The organism is Sphingomonas sp. ABOLG (assembly GCF_003950435.1).
GTDB classification, from domain to species: Bacteria; Pseudomonadota; Alphaproteobacteria; order Sphingomonadales; family Sphingomonadaceae; genus Sphingomonas; species Sphingomonas panaciterrae.
On sequence record NZ_QQWW01000001.1, the window covers coordinates 89,701 to 108,888 of the forward strand.

Here is a 19,188-nt window from a genome sequence, read left to right on the forward strand (position 1 = left end):
GATGGGTATCGCTTCGACGATCAAGGCCTTCACGCTCTGGGAGTTCGTGAAGGCGCACGCTTTGACCTTGAGGTATTTCTTCAAGCCCAAGGCGACGATCAACTATCCGTTCGAGCGCAACCCGCTCTCGCCGCGGTTCCGCGGGGAGCATGCGCTGCGCCGCTATCCCAACGGCGAGGAACGCTGCATCGCATGCAAGCTGTGCGAGGCGGTGTGCCCGGCGCAGGCGATCACGATCGAGGCCGAGCCGCGCGACGACGGCAGCCGCCGCACGACGCGCTACGACATCGACATGACCAAGTGCATCTATTGCGGGCTGTGCCAGGAGGCCTGCCCGGTGGACGCAATCGTCGAGGGACCGAACTACGAATTCTCGACCGAGACCCGCGAGGAGCTGATCTACGACAAGGCCAAGCTGCTCGATAACGGGGATCGCTGGGAAAGCGCGATTGCGGCAAACATTGCCGCGGACGCGGCATATCGATAGGCGGCGCGCGATGATTCAACGGCTTTTCCAGGTGTCGGCATGATCCAGGCCCTCGCCTTCTACCTTTTCGCGATCGTGGTGCTCGTTTCGGGCGTGATGACGATTGCCTCGCGCAATCCGGTGCACAGCGTGCTGTGGCTGATCCTGGCGTTCTTCAACGCCGCGGGCCTGATGGTGCTGGTCGGCGCCGAGTTCATCGCGATGCTGCTCGTCATCGTGTACGTCGGCGCGGTCGCCGTGCTGTTCCTGTTCGTGGTCATGATGCTCGACATCGACTTCGCCGAGCTGCGCGCTGGTTTCGTGCGCTATTTCGGGATTGGCCTGGTCCTGGCGGTGGCGCTGGTGTGCGAGATCATCATCGGCGTCGGCGCATGGAGCGAGGGCGGGGTTGACCTGGCACGCCGCGGTGCGCCGATCGATCCGACCATCCCGAACGTCCAGGCGATCGGCAACCTGCTGTACACCCGCTACCTCTTCGTGTTCGAAGCGGCGGGCCTGGTGCTGCTGGTCGCGATGATCGGCGCGATCGTGCTGACGCATCGCCAGCGTGGCGGGGTCATCAGGCAGAACATCGCGCAGCAGATCGCGCGGCGCCCGCAGGATGCGACGCGCAACGTGCGGCCGGAAATCGGGCAGGGGGTGAAGCTGTGAGTGGCGGAATCGGTCTGGTCCATTACCTCGTCGTGGCGGCATTGCTGTTCACGACCGGGGTGCTGGGCATCTTCCTCAACCGGAAGAACATCATCGTCATCCTGATGGCGATCGAGCTGATCCTGCTGGCGGTGAACATCAACCTCGTCGCCTTCTCCTCGGCGCTGGGCGATCTGGTGGGGCAGGTCTTTGCGATGTTCGTGCTGACCGTGGCTGCCGGCGAGGCGGCGATTGGTCTGGCGATCCTCGTCATCTTCTTCCGTGGCCGGGGCTCGATCTCGGTTGATGATCCCAGCCGGATGAAGGGCTGAACGACCCGTGACCTCGATCCTCTTCATCGTATTCCTGCCGCTGCTCGCGGCGATCATCGCTGGCTTCGGCAACAAGTCGATCCCCGGCGTTGTTGCCAAGGGCGTGACGACGGGCGCGCTGTTCATCTCCTGCGCGCTGTCGTGGCCGATCTTCCTCGGCTTCATGTCGGGCGGGATGAGCGCCAGCGTGACGCCGGTGCTGCACTTCCTCACCTCCGGCACGTTTGACGCGTCCTGGACGCTGCGGGTCGACGCGCTGACCAGCGTGATGCTGGTGGTGATCACCAGCGTCTCTGCGCTCGTTCACCTCTATAGCTGGGGCTATATGAGCGAGGACCCGGATCAGCCGCGGTTCTTCGCCTATCTGTCGCTGTTCACCTTCGCGATGCTGATGCTGGTGACGGCCGACAACCTGATCCAGATGTTCTTCGGCTGGGAAGGCGTCGGCCTCGCCAGCTATCTGCTGATCGGTTTCTGGTTCAAGAAGCCGAGCGCGCAGGCGGCGGCGATCAAGGCGTTCGTCGTCAACCGTGTCGGCGACCTTGGCTTCATGCTGGGCATCTTCGCCACCTATCTGGTGTTCGACACCGTCTCGATCCCGGCCATCCTCGAGATGGCACCGGGCATGGCCGGCTCGACGATCGGCTTCCTTGGCTATCGCTTCGACACGATGACGGTGATCTGTCTGCTGCTGTTCGTCGGCGCGATGGGCAAGTCGGCGCAGCTGGGCCTCCACACCTGGTTGCCGGACGCGATGGAAGGCCCGACCCCGGTGTCGGCGCTGATCCACGCGGCGACGATGGTCACTGCCGGCGTCTTCATGGTCTGCCGCCTGTCGCCGATGTTCGAAGCGTCGCCGACCGCGCTGATGGTAGTCACCGGCGTTGGCGCCGCGACCTGCCTGTTCGCCGCGACCGTCGGCACGACGCAGACCGACATCAAGCGCGTGATCGCTTATTCGACCTGTTCGCAGCTCGGCTATATGTTCTTCGCCGCGGGCGTTGGTGCGTATGGCGCGGCGATGTTCCACCTGTTCACGCACGCCTTCTTCAAGGCGCTGCTGTTCCTGGGTGCCGGCTCAGTCATCCATGCGATGCACCATGAGCAGGACATGCGCTTCTACGGTGGCCTGCGTAAGCATATCCCGATCACCTTCTGGGCGATGATGCTGGGTACGCTGGCGATCACGGGCGTGGGCATCTACGGCATCGGTGGCTTTGCCGGCTTCCACTCGAAGGACGCGATCCTTGAAGTGGCCTGGGCATCGGGCCGCGGGCAGGGCGCCTTCTGGGTCGGTACCTTCGCTGCGCTGCTGACGAGCTTCTACTCGTGGCGCCTGATGTTCCTGACCTTCTGGGGCAAGCCGCGCTGGGCCGGGTCGGAGCATATCCAGCACGCGGTGCACGACCATCACCATGATCATCCCGTCCATGACGCGGACGATCATGCCGCGGAGGCGCATGGTGGCGGTGTCGCGCATGAGGATGCCGGCCATTCGCCGCACGCGCATGGCGCGGACACCGATGACGTGCCGACCGGCACCGCTGGCTATCATCCGCATGAGAGCCCGCTGGTCATGCTGATCCCGCTGATCGTCCTGTCGATCGGCGCGGTGCTCGCCGGCTATGTGTTCCATTACTGGTTCATCGAGCCGGAGGCGGGCGAGGCGTTCTGGCGCGGGTCGCTCGCGTTCAACGAGCATCTGGCGCACGAGATGCACGAGGTGCCGCTGCTGGTGAAACTGGCCGCGACGATCGTGATGATCATCGGCCTGGCGCTGGCGTGGATCGCCTACATCTGGCGGACCGACGTACCGAAGCGGTTCACCACGACGTTCGACGTCCTGTACAATTTCATCGCCCACAAATGGTATTTCGATGAGCTGTACGACCTGTTGTTCGTGCGCCCGTCCTTCGCCATCGGCCGCTTCCTGTGGCACAAGGGTGATGAAGGTACGATCGACCGCTTCGGGCCGAACGGATCGGCCTGGATCGTGGCTCAGTCGAGCCGCGTCGCCGGGCGGATCCAGACGGGCTACGTCTATACCTATGCGTTCGTGATGCTGATCGGCCTCACCGCCGCGGTAACTTGGGTGATCGCAGGATGACCCACGCCGCTTCTTTCGTTCGCGCCGAGCCTGGCAAGGCGCTGTACTTCTTCACCCCGTTCGAAGGGGCAGGGCTGGGCGTCGTGACGTTCCGCCCGAACGGTCTGTTGGGGGCGAAGTGACCGGTTTCCCGATCCTTTCCGTGATGCTCGCGATCCCGGCCATTGCCGCGATCGCCTGCTTCTTCCTGTCCGCCCAGAGCGCGCGCTGGCTCGCCCTGGCGGCGACGCTGGCCGATCTCGCGCTGGGCGTGATCCTGTGGCTCAGCTTCGACATTGGCGGGGCGCAGTGGCAGTTCGTCGAATATGCGCCGGTGTTCGGGCGGTTCGCCTGGGCGCTGGGCATCGACGGCTACGCCTTGCTGCTGATCATGCTGAGCGTGTTCCTGATGCCGATCTGCATCGGGGCATCGTGGCAGGCGATCGAGAAGCGCGTGCCGGAATATATGGCGATGTTCCTGCTGACCGAGGTGCTGATGATCGGCACCTTCGCGGCGCAGGACATCTTCCTGTTCTACATCTTCTTCGAAGCCGGCCTGATCCCGATGTTCCTGATCATCGGCATCTGGGGCGGGGCGAACCGCATCTACGCGTCGTACAAGTTCTTCCTGTACACGCTGCTCGGCTCGCTGCTGATGTTCATCGCCATGCTTTACATGAGCATCACCGCCGACACGACGTCGATCCCGGTGCTGATGAACTATGACTTCCCGCCGGACGTCCAGACGTGGCTGTGGCTCGCCTTCTTCGCCTCCTTCGCCGTGAAGATGCCGATGTGGCCGGTGCACACCTGGCTGCCCGACGCGCACGTGCAGGCGCCGACCGCGGGGTCGGTGATCCTGGCGGGCGTGCTGCTGAAGCTGGGCGGTTATGGCTTCCTGCGCTTCAGCCTGCCGATGTTCCCGGAGGCGTCCGCATCGCTGGTGTGGCTGGTGTTCGGCCTGAGCGCAGTCGCGGTGATTTACACCAGCCTTGTCGCGCTGGTGCAGTCCGACATGAAGAAGCTCATCGCTTATTCGTCGGTCGCGCACATGGCGATCGTGACGATCGGCCTGTTCGCGTTCAACGCGCAGGGCATCGAGGGTGCGATGCTGGTGATGCTGGGCCACGGCCTGGTGTCGGGCGCGCTGTTCCTGTGCGTCGGCGTCATCTACGACCGGCTGCACACCCGCGAGATTTCGCGTTACGTTGGCCTCGCCAACAACATGCCGCGCTACGCGATCCTGTTCCTGTTGTTCACCATGGCCTCGATCGGCCTGCCGGGCACCAGCAACTTCCCGGGCGAACTGCTGGCACTGATGGGCACTTATCAAGTGTCGACCACGATCGCGCTGCTGTGCACGACCGGCATCATCCTGGGCGCGGCGTATATGCTGTATCTGTACCGTCGCGTCGTGTGGGGTGAGATCAAGTCGGAGGAAGTCCGCGCGATGCCCGACCTGTCGGCGCGCGAGATGTGGCTGCTGGCACCGATCGCCGCGGTCGTCCTGTGGATGGGCGTGTATCCGGAAAGCTTCATTGCCCCGATGCGTGCCGACACCGAGCGCCTGCTTGCCCGGATCGATCGTGATCGTCCGGCGGGCGATTCACTGCCCACGCCGGGTACTGGCGTGGCGCCTGCCGCGCATGGTGCGGGCCATTCGGCCGCCGGTTCTTCTGCTGCTGTATCTGACGCCCATGGGGAGGCGCATTGATGGACTACGCATCGCAGGTCGCGATGACCCTTCCCGAGATCGTGCTGGCGCTGGGTGCGCTGGCACTGATGCTGGTGGCTGCGTGGGGCGGCTCCGCGTCGACGCGCGCCGTGTCCTGGACCGCGGTGGCGATCCTTGGCGGCGCGTGCCTGGCGCTGATCGGCCCGGCAACCAACGGCGGCGCTGCGTTCGACGGCATGTACCGCGCGGATGCCTTTGCCGGTTTCGCCAAGGTGCTGATCTATTTCGCCGCGGCGGTCGCGATCCTGCTCGCGCCGCGCTTCTTCGAGCGGACGGCAGGCGAGAATCTGCGCCCGGAATATCCGGTGCTGATCCTTCTGTCGGCAATCGGCATGGGCGTGATGGTATCGGCGGGCGATCTGCTGACGCTGTACATCGGCCTCGAGCTGCAGAGCCTTGCCGCCTATGTCCTCGCCAGCTTCATGCGGCAGGACCAACGGTCGGCCGAGGCGGGCCTGAAGTATTTCGTGCTCGGCGCGCTGGCGAGCGGCATCCTCCTCTATGGCATCAGCCTGGTGTACGGCTTCACCGGCTCGACCATGTTCGACGAAATCGCCGGGGCCTATGCCGCATCGCCGCTGAGCGGTGACGGGCGGTCGATCGGCCTGATGTTCGGCCTGGTCTTCGTGTTCGCCGGCATCGCGTTCAAGATCAGCGCCGTGCCGTTCCACATGTGGACCCCGGACGTGTACGAAGGCGCACCGACGCCGGTCACTGCCTTCTTCGCCTCTGCGCCGAAGGTTGCCGCCGTCGGCCTCGCCGTTCGTGTCGCGATCGAGGCGATGGGCCCGGCCGAGGACCAGTGGCGCCAGATCGTGATCTTCGCGGCGCTCGCCTCGATCATCTTCGGTGCGGTTGCCGCGATCGGCCAGAGCAACATCAAGCGACTGCTTGCCTATTCGTCGATCAACAACGTTGGCTTCGCGCTGATCGGTCTTGCCGCGGGCACGCCCGAGGGCGTCGCCTCCGTGCTGACCTATATGACGATCTACGTCATCATGACGCTGGGCTCGTTCCTGGTCGTGCTGCAGATGCGCACGCCCGAAGGACAGCCGGTGGAGACGCTGGCGTCGCTGTCGGGCCTGTCGCGCACGCGGCCGTGGCTGGCGGCCGGGCTCGCGATCTTCATGTTCAGCCTGGCTGGCATTCCGCCGCTGTTCGGCTTCTGGGCAAAGTTCGCGGTGTTCGATGCGGCGGTGCGCGCCGGGCTGTTCCCGCTGGCCGTCATCGGCATCGCGGCGAGCACGATCGGTGCCTATTATTACCTGCGCGTCGTCAAGACGATGTACTTCGACGAGCCGACGGTGCCGTTTGGCGAGGGTGACAAGCTGGAGGGCGGGATGATCGCTGTCGCGGCAGTGGCCGTGTCGCCGCTCGGCTATTTGGCCATCCCGCTGCTCAGTGCCTGGTCGATCAACGCTGCGCAGGCGCTGTTCTGACGGTTCAGCGGCGTGACGGTGTCGCGGTGAAGGGCACGGCGGGCGACCGCATCCGCACGGTCGCGGAAACCGGCTCCACCAACGCCGACATGCTGGCCCTCGCCGCGGCCGGCGCCCCGGAAGGGAGCTGGCTGCGTGCCGAGCGGCAGACCGCCGGGCGCGGGCGGCAGGGGAAGGCCTGGAGCTCCCCGATCGGGAATGTCTATGCCAGCACGCTGGTGCGGGTGCGGGCCGATGACCCGCCCGCCGCGTCGCTGGCGCTGGTGTGCGCGGTCGCGCTGGCGGACACGATCGGGACGCTCGGCTGCCCGACCGTCACGATCAAATGGCCCAACGACCTGCTGCTCGATAACGCCAAGCTTGCCGGCATCCTGCTGGAGCGGCACGGCGATGCGATCGTCGCTGGTTTTGGCGTCAATCTGTCGAGCCATCCGTCGATCGAGGGGCGGCAGACCGCCAGCCTTGCCGGCCGGCTGTGGGTCCACTCCGCTGCCGAGCTGTTCGAGCATCTGGTGGCAGATTTCGCGACATGGCTGGAGACGTGGCGCCGTGACGGGCTGCCGCCGGTCATCGCGCGGTGGGAGCGGCAGGCGCATGCGCCGGGTACGCCGCTGATTGCCAACCTGTCCGACGGGACGTCGGTTGCCGGCAAATATGATGGTCTGGCCAGCGACGGCGCGCTACGGCTGCGCTTGGCGGATGGAACCACGCGTGTCATTCACGCGGCCGACGTGTTCCTGGTGTAGGGGAGGGGATGATGCTGCTCGCGGTTGATGCGGGAAATACCAATGTGGTGTTCGCGCTGATCGCCTTGCGGCCAGAGGGCGGCCGTGAGATCCGCGCCCGGTGGCGGATTGCCACCGACCCGCGCCGTACCGCCGACGAATATGCCGTCTGGCTGAGCCAGCTGCTGGCGCTGGAAGGCTATCAGCGCAGCGATGTCGACGGGGTGATCATCTCCACGGTGGTGCCGCGCGCGCTGCACAACCTGGAAGTGCTTTCGAGCAAATATTTCGGCGCCGATGCGCTGATCGCCGGACGGCCGCCGGTGGAATGGGGCGTCGCGCTGGACGTTGACGAGCCGCAAAGCCTGGGTGCGGACCGCGCGGTGAATACGATTGCGGCGCATGCGCTGCACGCGGGTGACCTGATCGTGATCGATTTCGGCACCGCGACGACGCTGGACGTGTCCGACTTCAACGGCGCCTATAAGGGCGGGATCATCGCGCCGGGAATTAACCTGTCGCTCGACGCATTGGTCAATGCCGCGGCGAAGCTGCCGCGGATCGCCATCGAGGCGCCCAAGGGCAATGTCGGCGTGATCGGCCGCAACACGGTAGATCAGATGAACATCGGCATCTACTGGGGCTATATCGCCATGATCGAGGGGCTGGTCAGCCGCATGAAGGCGGAGATCGGCCGGCCCGCCAAGGTGATCGCCACCGGTGGCCTCGCGACATTGTTCGAGCAGCATACCGACGTGTTCGACGCGATCGAGCCCGACCTGACGATCCAGGGGCTGGCGATCATGTGGGAGCGCGCCCATATTGCTGCGTGAGTTTCTCTGCCGCTGAAGGGCAAGGTTGCCCGCCGGCTACGATACCGGCGTCGAGACGACGGCCCTATCGGCAGCAGCATTAGGCGCCCGCTGGACAAAGCGGGCGACGGGATTGGGGAAGGCCTCCCCCATATTGGAGGTCGCGTGAAACGGCGCGCCGGAGCGTGCGCCTACCCGCCGGGCGTTGCTTCGCGGGCAGTGAAGGATTGAGATCATTTCCAAGAAGAAGAACGAACTGCTCTTCTGCGCCCTCGGCGGCTCAGGTGAAATCGGGATGAACGTGAACCTGTACGGCCATGATGGCCGGTGGGTGATGGTGGATTGCGGCGTTACCTTTGCCGACCATCAATATCCGGGGATCGACCTGGTCCTGCCGGACCTGAGCTTCATCGAGGATCAGCTCGACACGCTGGACGGCATCGTCATCACGCACGGCCATGAGGACCATATCGGCGCGCTGCCGTATCTGGCTGATGACCTGGGCGTGCCGATCTATGCGACGCCGTTCACCGCGGGCCTGATCCGGCACAAGCTGGAGGAGGAGCGGATCGCCGACCGGGTGAAGATCCGCGTGATCCAGCCGGGCGAGGCGTTCCGCGTCGGACCGTTCGGGTTCGAGTTCGTGCCGATGTCGCACTCCATCCCAGAGGCCAATGCGCTGGTGATCGAGACGCCCGCGGGCCGGGTGTTCCACACCGGCGACTGGAAGCTGGATGCGGCGCCGGTGATCGGGACGCCCGCCTCGCCCGAGCAGCTGACGGCGATCGGCGACCGCGGCATCGACGTCCTCGTGTGCGATTCGACCAATGTCTTCAATGCCGAGGCGTCGGGATCGGAGGGCACGGTCCAGACCGGCCTGCTGGAGGCGATTTCCGCCGCACGGGGCCGCGTGGTGGTGACGACCTTTGCTTCCAACGCAGCGCGCCTCCACACGCTGGGGCAGGTTGCCGTCGAGACTGGGCGGGCGCTGTGCGTTGCGGGGCGCTCGCTTGACCGGATCATCAAGGTCGCGCGCGCCTGCGGCTATCTGAAGGACTTCCCCGATACCGTGTCGCCCGAGGAGGCGATGCGGATGCCGCGCAACAAGGTGCTGGTGGTGGCGACGGGCGGCCAGGGCGAGGATCGCGCTGCGCTGGCGCGGATTGCGACGGGCAACCACCCGATCAAGCTGGAGTCGGGTGACACGGTCATCTTCTCGTCCAAGCAGATCCCCGGCAATGAGGTCGCGATCGGCCGGATCCAGAACACGCTGGCGGGACGCGGCGTGAAGATGGTGACGGAGAAGCAGGCGCATGTTCACGTGTCCGGCCACCCCGGACAGCCCGAGCTGGAGGCGCTGTACGGCTGGCTGCGGCCGCGCATCCTGGTGCCGGTGCATGGCGAGATGCGCCACCTGATGGAGCATGCGCGGTTCGGCCTGTCGAAGGGGATTCCCGAGACGTTGGTGCAGAACGATGGCGACCTGGTGCGGCTGGCCCCGGGCGCCCCTGCCAAGATCGGCCATGCGCCGGTCGGGCGACTGGTGCTGGACGGTGACGTGATCCTGCCGGCGGATGGCGGCACGATCAACGAACGTCGCCGGATCAGCCTGCATGGCCAGATCTCCGTCGCGGTGGCGGTGGGCAAGAACCGGCGCGTCGCCGGATCGCCGCAGGTCCGCTTGCAGGGCATTCCGGTCGAGGAAGAGCGCGACGCCTTCATCGCCGATGCCGAGGACGCCGCAGCCGAGGCGGTTTCGGGCGGCGCGCGTGACATGGATCGCCTGCGGGAGGACATTCGCCTCGCGGTTCGGCGCTGTGCCACCCGCTGGACGGGCAAGAAGCCCGTGGTCGATGTTCTGCTGCTGGAGGTCTGACGAGCGATGAACTGGACGTCGGCGCTGGCGATCTACATCCTGTTCTGGGCGTTCTCCGTGTTTCTGGTGCTGCCGTTCGGGGTGCGCACCAGCGCGGAAGCGGGCGAGGAACATGTGCCCGGCCAGGCAGACAGCGCGCCGCATCAATTTGCCGCCGGGCGCACTGCCCTGCGCGTCACGATCGTCGCAACGGTGCTGTTCGCGCTGTTCTTCGCCAATTATCTCTACGGCTGGATCACGCCTGACATGGTCGACATGACCAAATACGGGATCGGGACCTCGACCGTCGATTGATACGAAAAAGCGCAGGAGCGGCGACCGCCCCTGCGCTCTTTCTTGTGTGCCGATGCGGCGGGGTGCCGCGGGTCAGCGCAGCCGCTCGATCGCCTGGGCGAGCGCGACGTAGAGCTTGCCCATATCCGACGACAGCAACGTCACGCCAAGCGGCGAGCCGTCGCGCTGCGCCAGGATTGTGCGCAGCATCGCCTCAAAATCATGAATGTAGCGGTTCACCTGATCGCGGAACGCCTCATCCTCGTCATACAGCGCCGCGATCTCGCGATGCTCGACATCGCCCAGCAGGCGGACGGCACGACGGGTGAAGACACCGCGATCGCCCTTCAGATAGGCCGCCCAGGCACTGTCGGCGACATCGGTGGCGAAGTTGCGCGTGATGTCGATCGCGGACGAGTTTAGCGAGTCGATCAGCAGCGCGGCGCGTCGGGCGAAGCTTTCCTGCTCGTGCTGCTCACGCTCGGTGCGCGCGGTGTCGATGCGCTCGTCAACCGCCACGGTCAGCGCGTGGATCGCCTGTAGCTGCTGATCGAGACGCGCCGCGGCCTGGGTGGCGGCACCCACCGCCGCATCGGCGGTGCTGGCGATCTGCGCAATCTGCTGGTCGAGGCCGGCATCGACGGCGCGGCGGAGCGCGGCAGCACCGGACTTTTCGAGCGCGTCGGCGGCCTCCGGCACGACGCGCGCCAGCACCTCGCGGGCGTGCTCCGCCGCCTGGGTGGCGGTGTCCCGCACCCGAAGCAGCATTTCGATGAGGCGGGGGGCGGCCTCTTCGGCGAAGCGGTTGGCGCGGTCCGCGGCCTCGTCGACCATCTGGCCCATGGCGTCCGCCTTCGCGCGGCCGGTCGCCAGCGTTTCAAGCAATGTGCCGGTCAGCGAGTCGACGTTGCCGCGCTGTTCGGCGATGACCTGGGCAATCGCCTCGATCGCTTCATGGGTGCTTTCCGCAGCGGTGACGAGCGCGAGGAGTTCCGGCTTGGCGGCGACCACGACCGCCTTGGCGGCGACAACGCGGTCGTCGAGCCGATCGACCGCGGCCGGCAGCGTCTCGTCGATCTCGCGCGTGGCAGAATCGAGCGCGAGCAGCAGCGCTTCGGTGGTTTCAATCGCGCGACCCGCCATGGCGTCGCCAGCGGCCAGCGCCTGGGTCATCGCGTCGGCCGAGCCACCGAGCGCCGAAATCGACGCGGCGAGCATCTGCGAGCGTTCGACACCCTGCTGGTGCAGGCGGCCGAGGCGATCCTCGATCCCGCCGAGCGCGCCCTGGAGATCGCCGATCAGCCCGTCGCTGGCATGGCGCTGCTGATCCAGCCGTTCGGTGATGCGATCGATCACTACCTCGATCACTGCGATCCGCTCAGCGAGCGACTCCGCGCTTTCGCGCGCCGCGGTGTCAAGCGCGGCCTGGTTGGTGCCGACCATCGCCAGCATCGCGTCGGCCTGCGCCGCGATCCCCTTGCGCGATTCATCGATCGCCTGTGCGGTGCGATCAAGCAGTGCGTCGACCGCGGCGGACATTTCGCCGGTGACCGCCTCGAGCCTCGCCCCGGCAGTCTCGCTGGTCGCTTCCATCCGGCCGATGTGCGCGGCGAGCTTCTGCGCCGCGCCGCCAGCGACCGCTTCCGCCTCGCGGCCACGCTCCGCCAGCGCGACGATCTGCGCGTCGAGCGCCGCCGCCTGCTGCCCGGCGGCCAGCCCGGCATTCTCGATGCGGGTGGTCAGCCCCTCAGCCTCGCTCTGCGCCTTGGGCATGGTGGCGAGCAGCACCGACAGGCTGTTCTGCGCCGTGGTCGCGGCCTCCGCCAGCGAACGGGCGTGGACATCGGCCTGGTCGATCTCCTCCGACAGGCCGCGGCCGATCGAGGACAGCCGCGCCGTCGCGCTGTCGCCCAGCGCGCTCAGCTGCCTGGCCTGCTCGGCCAGCTTGTCCCGGTTCGCATCGAGCGCGGCGGCGAGCGAGGCGACGGTGCGTTCGAGCGCGGCGGCCTCCTCACGCATGGCGGCGGCCGTGGCGCCGAACCGCTCGGCCTCCGCACGGCTGGTGCGCAGCGCGACCAGCCAGATGATCCCTGCCAGCGCGGGAACGGCCACCAGCGCGGCGCCGAACTGCGCCAGATCCAGTGCGGACATGGCGGCCAGGTCACCGCGCGCCAGCCAGACGAGCGCCGCGACCCAGATAAGCGATACCCCGACCAGCGCGACCGGTCCGATGGTCCGCCACGGCGATACCGGCTCCACGCCCTCAGGCAGGTATATAGCTTCCTGGTTTTCCACGGTTACCTGCTCGGCGATCACGGCTGGAGATTCCTCCATGTTGTGCATTGCTGCGTCGCTGGGTTTGCGCGTGCGCATGTCGATGATCGTCGGGCCCCCGGTCATGTCGCAGGTGTAACACGAAATCATGTCGCTCAAAGCAAATAGCGGCAACCTGCGATTAAGCGTTGCATGCTAGCGGCATGTGCATGGCGGTTGATCCCGGTGCGATTGATGCGGCGCTGAGCGCGGCGGTGGGCGACGACCCGGCGTTGATCGCGGAGCTGCGCGCTGCCTTTCGCGACAGTGCCCGACGCGGGCTGGCGGCGATCGAAAGCGCGCAGGATGACGCGGCGTGGCAGGCGGCGGCGTGGCGGCTGAAGGGGCTGGCGGCGAGCTTCGGTGCCGTCCGCCTCGCGGCGCTCGCGACGGAAGCGGCGCGCAAGCCTGCGGGCGATGCGTTGATGGTGAAGCAGTTGCGGCAGATGATCGCACGATTGTAAGCTAGCAAGCCCGTCCGGCCGCGGTTCGCGATTGCTCCGGTCCGGGACTGACCGTAACAGCGCCCGATGCTCGCAGGGCTGATCTTTGCCGTACAGGAAGCCGACGACCGGCCCGGGACGCTGGCCGCCACCTTGCCCTTCGCGGGGATGACGGTGGTGGAATATCAGGCGCGCCTGCTGATCGCCGGGGGCGCGGCGCAGATCGTCGTCGTCGTCGCGCGCGTCACCCCCGAATTGCTGGGCGCCGTAGCCCGCATCGGCCGGCGCGGCGTGACCGTCGATACCGTGCGCAGCGCCGCGGAGGCCGCCGCGCGGCTGCACCCTCTGTCGCACCTGCTGGTGCTGGCTGACGGGCTGGTGACGACCGACGCGATCCTGCATCCGATTGCGCGGGAAGGGGGCGATGTCCTGCTGGTCGCCGCGGAGGATGAAGCGGACGCCGCCTATGAGCTGATCGGTGGGGGCGATGCGTGGGCCGGGATCGCGCGCCTCGATGGCCGCCATCTGGGCGATGTCGCCGCCATGCCGCGCGACTATGACGTGCAATCGGCGCTGCTCCATGTGGCGGCGCAATCGGGCGCGCTGCGATTGCAGATGCCCGACGACGAACGCGGCGCGGGGCACGGGATCGAACGGCGGCGCGACACGCTGGAAACACGCAGCCGCGCGGTGGTGAGCGCAGCGGTGGCGAGCCGGTCGGGCTGGTTCCAGCGGTGGATCGTGCGGCCGGTTGCCAAGCTGTGCCTACCCGCGCTGATGCGGCGCCACGTGCCGACCGCCGCTATGGCCGCCGGTGCGGCGATCGTATCGCTGGGCGGGCTCGCCACGTTATGGGCCGGACAGGCGGCCGTAGGGCTTCTTCTTGCGCTGCTGGGCGTGATCGCAGCGACCATCGCCTCCAGCTTTGCTTGGCTGCGCGACGAGGAGCTGCTGGGGCGGATGACCGATGCGCTGACATATGGCGTACCGGCGATCGCAGCGATGGTGCTGGGCCGGGCGATCGACGCCGAAACGGGCGAGCTCACTGCGCTGATCGTGGCGCTGGCGCTGGTCGTGGCCGGGGCGCTGGGGCTCCGCGCTGCGGCGGCGGATCGCCCGATGTTCTGGGGTGATCCCTCGGCCTATCTGCTGGTGCTGGCGCTCGGCGCGCTGATCGGCTGGTCCATGGTGGGGCTGACCGGAGCGGCGATCTACGCCACGGTGACGCTTGCGCTCGCCATCGAAACTTTACGCGCGCGCTTAGCAGCGCCTTAACGTCGACCGCGCTAGGGCAGGCGCATGTCGGTCGATTCTCCCCCAGGCCTGCCGTCGGACGTTGCCGCGCTGCTGGCGCGTGCGGACGCGGCTGGGCGGGGTGCGCGGCGGTATCTCGCGGCGACGATAGACGACCTGTTCCTGCCGGATGAGTATCGGCTTGATGATCGCACCCGCGCGCGGCTGGGGCTGCTGCTGCGGTCGACGATCGTCGCGATTGGCGCGGATCTTCATGCGCGTTGCTGGGCGCAGCGCGGGGCAGCGCCCGACAAATCCTTCGATGCCGCGCCGCTTATCGCTCGGCTGGCGGCGAGTGACGCGCTGCGCGATCCCGAGCTGATCGGGGAGTTGCTGGACCGTACACGGCAGGACTTGCTGGGCGAGGCGCTGCGCGCCAATCGGCCGCCCGGGGCGCAGATGCCGCTGCTGTCGCGGTTGGTGGAGGGCCGGGACCAGGCGGTCGCTGCGGCGGCGCGCAACTATCGCCTGGCGGAAAGTCGATCGGCCGCGGGCGACGCCGGACCGGGAGAGTTGCTGACCCCCGCAATGGGCCTGCGCGCGGCGTGGCTGGTCGCCGCGGCGCTGCGGCCGACGTTTCAGGGGGAGGGCAGAGACGCCGACCGGCTGATCGTCGCGGCGGTCGAGCAGCATCTGATTGCCCGCGACGAGGCCGCCAGCCTGGAGCGATGCGCGGCAGAACTGGCGCGGCTGATCGACCGCGAGCCGTCAGACCCAGCGATCATGCTGGTGGATGCGCTGGACGATGGGTCGGTCGCGTTGTTCGTTGCCATGCTGGCGCGGCGGATGGCGGTGGCACCGCGCATCGTGCGGGCGCTGACGCTGGAGCCCGGGGGGCACCGCTTGTGGCTGGCACTGCGATCGCTCGACATCGGACGGGCCGCGATCGCGCGCATTGGCTATCTGCTTGCCGAGGTTGATCCGCGGCGCGACCTGGAAGCGTTCGGCGCGCTGCTCGATACGATTGCTGCGGTTCCCGCCGCGGCCGCGCGTGACGCGCTGGCCGATCTGGCGCTGCCGCCGGCGTACCGCGCCGCGATTGCCGCCGTCGAGGGTAGCCCACGGCCGTGATCGAAGGCATGACCCTTCACGCTGAGGTCGACCCGGCGGACCGGCTGGTCGCGGCCAGCCCCGAGTTCCTGACGCTGAACGAGCGGGCCGGCGGTGCGATGGGGCAGCCGCTCGCCAATCCGCAGATCGCCGCGATGGTGCGGTTGTCGCGACGCTTGCAGATCCCGCTTTCACGCGCGGTCACCATCGCCGACATGGATGTGGATATCGATTGCTGGGTACGGGTCGAGCCCGGCCCGCGCGCAACGACGCTGACGATTTCCCCATTGCGCGAGCGTGCTGCGTGGCGGCCGGTGCAGCCCGCACTGGCGGTGCCGTATCCGGCCGGCGCGGACTGGACCTGGGACGTGGACGCGGCATTGCGGCTGCAGCGCCTGTCGATCGAGGCGGCAGAGCGGCACGGGATTGATGCGGCGAGCGTGCTGGGCCAGCCGCTGACGCGGCTGTTCACGCTGCAAAGCGACCCGCATGGCGCCTTGCCGCTGCTGGAGGCGGTCGCGTCAGTCGACGATTTTGCGGAGCAGCCGGCTGTGCTCGCGGGTAGCGTCGACCGCTTCATGCTGGCGGGGCATGTGCGGCGCGACCGGGGCGGGGCCTTCGCCGGGTTTGCCGGTGCCGCGTTCGTGCATCCGGTGGAGAGCCGGCCCGATCACCGGCCGCGCACCGGGCTGGACGGCGCGTTCAATCACCGGCTGGATCGTATCCTGCGCGCGCCGCTGGGCCGCATCGTCGCCAATGCCGACAGCATCAATGCCGGCGCCGACGGGCCGATCGATCCGCAATATGCCGATTACGCCGCCGATATCGCCAGCGCCGGACGGCATTTGATGGGGTTGATCGACGACCTTGCCGATATCGAGGCGATCGAGCGCGAGGATTTCGCCGCGGAGGCGGGGATCGTCGACATGGCCGATGTTGTCCGCCGGGGCGCGGGGCTGCTTGCCGTGCGCGCCGCCGATGCGGGCGTGACGATCGATCGCGGCGGCACGGACGAGCCGCAGCCGGTGCGCGGGGAGTTCCGCCGCATCCTGCAGATCATGGTCAATCTGATCGGCAATGCGGTTCGCTATTCACCGCGCGGTTCGACCGTGTGGCTCCGGCTGCAGCGCGATGGCGACCGCGTGTTCGCGATCGTTGCCGACCAGGGCAAGGGCATTGCGCCCGAGGATCACGAGCGGGTCTTCGCGAAGTTCGAGCGCGTCGACACCAGCGAGCCGGGCGGCAGCGGCCTTGGCCTCTACATCGCCCGCAGATTGGCGCGGGTGATGGGCGGCGACCTGACGGTCGACAGCGCGCCGGGCGAGGGCGCGCGGTTCGTGCTGAGCCTGCCCGCCGCCTGAAGGCGCGGGGCGACGGCTCAGTCGATGCGGAACAGCCGCAGCGGCGACCCCTTGGGCAGCGGCACAGGGGTCAGCCAGTCGAAGGTCTCGCCATGCGCCAGCCGGTCGTAGAAGCCGCCGGGCGCGCGATCGCGATACACCGTCGATTCCGCCATGTTCGGGCAGACCAGCATCATCGTCGCGCCGTGCCGCTTCATGATCGCGCGCGCCTCTTCCGGCGTGCCCTTGAAGGCGTGCTGGACGTCGAGGATCGCGTCGCCATTGCGGTGATAGGGACCGGCGATTGCATTGTGATGCGTCAGCGCGATCAGCCGCGGGCCGAGATCGGTGAAGGTGAAGATCGTCGTCGCGGGGATCCGGTTCAACGGAGTCATCGCGGGCATGGTCAGGCACAGGCCCGTCGCACGATTGACGCGCTTCACATAGGGCTTGGGCACGTCGATCGGCAACGCGCGCAGCAGCATGCCGGCGAACATGCCCGAGATGAGGACGAAGACGGCGCCGGTCGCCAGTACCTTCACGAAGATCGATCGCTGACCGAGGAGCCAGGGCAGCACCATCCAGGCCAGCGCGGTGACGCCGGGGATCGCCATCACCTGAGCCGCGGGACCGCTGCGCACCTGCCACAGCAGCATCAGGGCGGAGAACAGAGCGAACAGGCCAACGCAGGCCCATCCGATCAGGGTCGGGCTGCGCCGCGCGCGCCAGATCGCGATCCCGGCGCCGATCAGACCCATCACCGGCAAGGCGGCGAGCGGGAAGCCGGTGCGGAAGGCGTGGCGATAGATCGGCTTTGCCTCGCGCACGTTGCTGAGCCAATTGGCGTAGAGCTCGTCCGATACCTGCTCCGGGCGCTGCAGGCATTGCGGGAAGAGGGTGGCAAAGCCGCCCGCGATCACTGCGCCGGCGACCGCGGCGAGCGCAAAGCGCAACGCGCGCTTTTCGGGCGACAGGAGTGCGAGCAGCGTCAGCAATGCGCCGGCGGCGACAAAGACGCTGAGCCAGATCGGGGTGAGGGCATCGCAGCGCATCACGCGGTTGGCTTCAGACGCAAAGATCACATAGCCCGCGGCGCATCCGCCGCCCAGCGAGATGGCATAGCCCAGCAGGCGGCGGCGCTCGCCCGCGTCCCACACCCAGCGCAGCGTGATGATCGCGCCCGCCATCGCGCAATAGGGCAGCATCTCCAGCCCGATGGTAAGCGACAGCGCGCTGGCCAGCCCGACGGTGATGCCGCCGCGCGCGCCATCGGGATCGCACAGCCCGGCGACGGTCAGGCTGAGCATCGCCAGCTGCCAGCCATGATGGTCGATGCGGTCGGGCATGAACATCATCAGCGCGACGGTCGAGCCCATCAGGAACACGATCGCGAGCGGCCAGGCGACCGGGGAGACCAGGCGACGGACCGTTGCGCCCAGGCCGATCAGCGTGACGCCGAGCGGCAGCAAGGGGGCGATGCCACAGGCCAGCTTTTCCGCCTCCACCACGCCGACGAACGGGCGGAGCAGCAGGATCAGCCCGGCGATGGGGAGGTCGACGATGCGCGACCAGTGAATGTCGAAGCCGACCGGCGGGTTGAGCCGATAGTTGCGCAGGTCGTACCAGCCCTGCCCGTCAAGCAGCGCCCGCACCTGCATCAGCCGCATGTTGTCGTCGGTGTCCGCCAGCGACAGCCAGTGGATCGCCGCCCACCGTTTCCACACGTAGAAGATCACGATCACCACCCAGGCGATCGTGGTCAGCTTGATCCAGTGCCGGTCCAGTTCGGCGGACAAGGATGAGGGCAACTTGTTCACGGGGCTTTCCTCGCCGACCGCAGGCCATTAGACGCCCACGACATTCTTCCGGTTCGGCCCGGGCGGGCTATCGGTGGCGCCCGCCTCTACCCGAGGCGGCACAAAGGGCAAGGCGTGGACGCTGTTCGCAACAAGTTCGGCTCGGCAGAAATGCGCGAAACATTCTGGCAGTTGGTCCGGTTTGGCGTGGCCGGGGGGCTGGCGACCGGGCTGTATGCGCTGGTCTATTCGCCGCTCGCCGCGTTCAAGATCACGTCTGAGCAGGTCGCCAATATCGCCGGCTATCTGGTGGCGATGCTGTCCGGCTATGTGCTGCACAGCAAGTGGAGCTTTCGCGGGCATGGTGTCTCGGCGAAGACGTCGGCATCCAAGTTTTTCGCGGTGTCGCTGGTCAGCTATGCGGTCAACACTTTCTGGGTGTGGCTGCTGACCGATGATGCGATGCTGGCGGGACCCTGGTGGTGGCCGCTGATCCCGATCGTGGTGGTGACGCCGCTGGTCACCTTCTCGCTCAACCGTCTGTGGGTATTTTCCTGA

The 19,188-nt window shown here is 67.3% G+C and carries 18 protein-coding genes; 16 read left to right on the forward strand and 2 right to left on the reverse strand.

The features are described 5' to 3' along the window. The first annotated feature begins 1 nt into the window (after nt 1). From nuoI to CA236_RS00500, 11 genes are all read left to right on the forward strand, one after another. The gene (gene nuoI / locus CA236_RS00455) at nt 2-487 is read left to right on the forward strand and encodes an NADH-quinone oxidoreductase subunit NuoI (RefSeq protein ID WP_046409943.1); all 486 of its coding nucleotides are present in this window, start codon (nt 2-4) and stop codon (nt 485-487) included. Between the two features lie 39 nt (nt 488-526). Continuing rightward, complete coding sequence (locus CA236_RS00460) at nt 527-1,138, forward strand: NADH-quinone oxidoreductase subunit J (protein ID WP_046409944.1); 612 nt, start codon at nt 527-529, stop codon at nt 1,136-1,138. 8 nt (nt 1,139-1,146) lie between these two features. Next, a complete protein-coding gene (nuoK, locus tag CA236_RS00465) occupies nt 1,147-1,449 on the forward strand; it encodes an NADH-quinone oxidoreductase subunit NuoK (protein WP_046410045.1) in 303 nt (100 codons plus the stop codon). 7 nt (nt 1,450-1,456) lie between these two features. Beyond that, nucleotides 1,457-3,556, forward strand: a complete 2,100-nt coding sequence (nuoL, locus tag CA236_RS00470) for an NADH-quinone oxidoreductase subunit L (RefSeq protein ID WP_125944126.1) — start codon at nt 1,457-1,459, stop codon at nt 3,554-3,556. Then, nucleotides 3,553-3,678 (forward strand): hypothetical protein, encoded by a 126-nt coding sequence (locus CA236_RS19230; protein ID WP_277600057.1) that lies wholly within the window; start codon nt 3,553-3,555, stop codon nt 3,676-3,678. The genes nuoL and CA236_RS19230 overlap by 4 nt, the downstream gene beginning before the upstream one ends. After that, nucleotides 3,675-5,249 carry an NADH-quinone oxidoreductase subunit M gene (locus CA236_RS00475; protein ID WP_125944127.1) on the forward strand — a complete coding sequence of 525 codons (1,575 nt, stop codon included), beginning with the start codon at nt 3,675-3,677 and terminating at the stop codon, nt 5,247-5,249. The genes CA236_RS19230 and CA236_RS00475 overlap by 4 nt, the downstream gene beginning before the upstream one ends. Then, nucleotides 5,249-6,709: an NADH-quinone oxidoreductase subunit NuoN gene (gene nuoN, locus CA236_RS00480; RefSeq protein ID WP_046409947.1), complete on the forward strand. Its 1,461-nt coding sequence runs from the start codon at nt 5,249-5,251 to the stop codon at nt 6,707-6,709. The genes CA236_RS00475 and nuoN overlap by 1 nt, the downstream gene beginning before the upstream one ends. Nucleotides 6,710-6,735: 26 nt before the next feature. Then, nucleotides 6,736-7,455: a biotin--[acetyl-CoA-carboxylase] ligase gene (locus CA236_RS00485; protein WP_269430572.1), complete on the forward strand. Its 720-nt coding sequence runs from the start codon at nt 6,736-6,738 to the stop codon at nt 7,453-7,455. 11 nt (nt 7,456-7,466) lie between these two features. Continuing rightward, a complete protein-coding gene (locus CA236_RS00490; RefSeq protein WP_125944128.1) occupies nt 7,467-8,267 on the forward strand; it encodes a type III pantothenate kinase in 801 nt (266 codons plus the stop codon). A gap of 274 nt (nt 8,268-8,541) precedes the next feature. Further along, the gene (locus CA236_RS00495; protein ID WP_046409949.1) at nt 8,542-10,122 is read left to right on the forward strand and encodes a ribonuclease J; all 1,581 of its coding nucleotides are present in this window, start codon (nt 8,542-8,544) and stop codon (nt 10,120-10,122) included. Between the two features lie 6 nt (nt 10,123-10,128). Beyond that, entirely contained in the window at nt 10,129-10,416 is a 288-nt protein-coding gene (locus tag CA236_RS00500; protein WP_046409950.1) for a DUF1467 family protein, read from the forward strand. Between the two features lie 72 nt (nt 10,417-10,488). Here the strand turns inward: CA236_RS00500 and CA236_RS00510 are convergent, their stop codons facing one another. Then, entirely contained in the window at nt 10,489-12,795 is a 2,307-nt protein-coding gene (locus CA236_RS00510) for a hypothetical protein (protein ID WP_125944130.1), read from the reverse strand. An 83-nt stretch (nt 12,796-12,878) separates the two neighbouring features. On the opposite strand from CA236_RS00510, the gene CA236_RS00515 reads away from it, so the two are divergent. The 4 genes from CA236_RS00515 to CA236_RS00530 all read left to right on the forward strand — a co-directional run bounded on the left by CA236_RS00515 (nt 12,879) and on the right by CA236_RS00530 (nt 16,855). Continuing rightward, a complete protein-coding gene (locus tag CA236_RS00515) occupies nt 12,879-13,172 on the forward strand; it encodes an Hpt domain-containing protein (protein ID WP_046409952.1) in 294 nt (97 codons plus the stop codon). Nucleotides 13,173-13,238: 66 nt separating this feature from the next. After that, a complete protein-coding gene (locus CA236_RS00520) occupies nt 13,239-14,426 on the forward strand; it encodes a hypothetical protein (RefSeq protein ID WP_125944131.1) in 1,188 nt (395 codons plus the stop codon). 24 nt (nt 14,427-14,450) lie between these two features. Continuing rightward, nucleotides 14,451-15,515, forward strand: coding sequence for a hypothetical protein (locus CA236_RS00525; protein WP_125944132.1), 1,065 nt, complete (start codon nt 14,451-14,453; stop codon nt 15,513-15,515). Nucleotides 15,516-15,523: 8 nt separating this feature from the next. Further along, nucleotides 15,524-16,855, forward strand: coding sequence for a HAMP domain-containing sensor histidine kinase (locus tag CA236_RS00530; RefSeq protein WP_125944133.1), 1,332 nt, complete (start codon nt 15,524-15,526; stop codon nt 16,853-16,855). Nucleotides 16,856-16,872: 17 nt separating this feature from the next. On the opposite strand, the gene CA236_RS00535 is transcribed toward CA236_RS00530, so the two are convergent. After that, nucleotides 16,873-18,651, reverse strand: coding sequence for an AcrB/AcrD/AcrF family protein (locus CA236_RS00535; protein WP_241212443.1), 1,779 nt, complete (start codon nt 18,649-18,651; stop codon nt 16,873-16,875). Nucleotides 18,652-18,765: 114 nt separating this feature from the next. On the opposite strand from CA236_RS00535, the gene CA236_RS00540 reads away from it, so the two are divergent. After that, on the forward strand, nt 18,766-19,188 hold the full coding sequence (locus tag CA236_RS00540) for a GtrA family protein (RefSeq protein WP_231621968.1): 423 nt from the start codon (nt 18,766-18,768) through the stop codon (nt 19,186-19,188).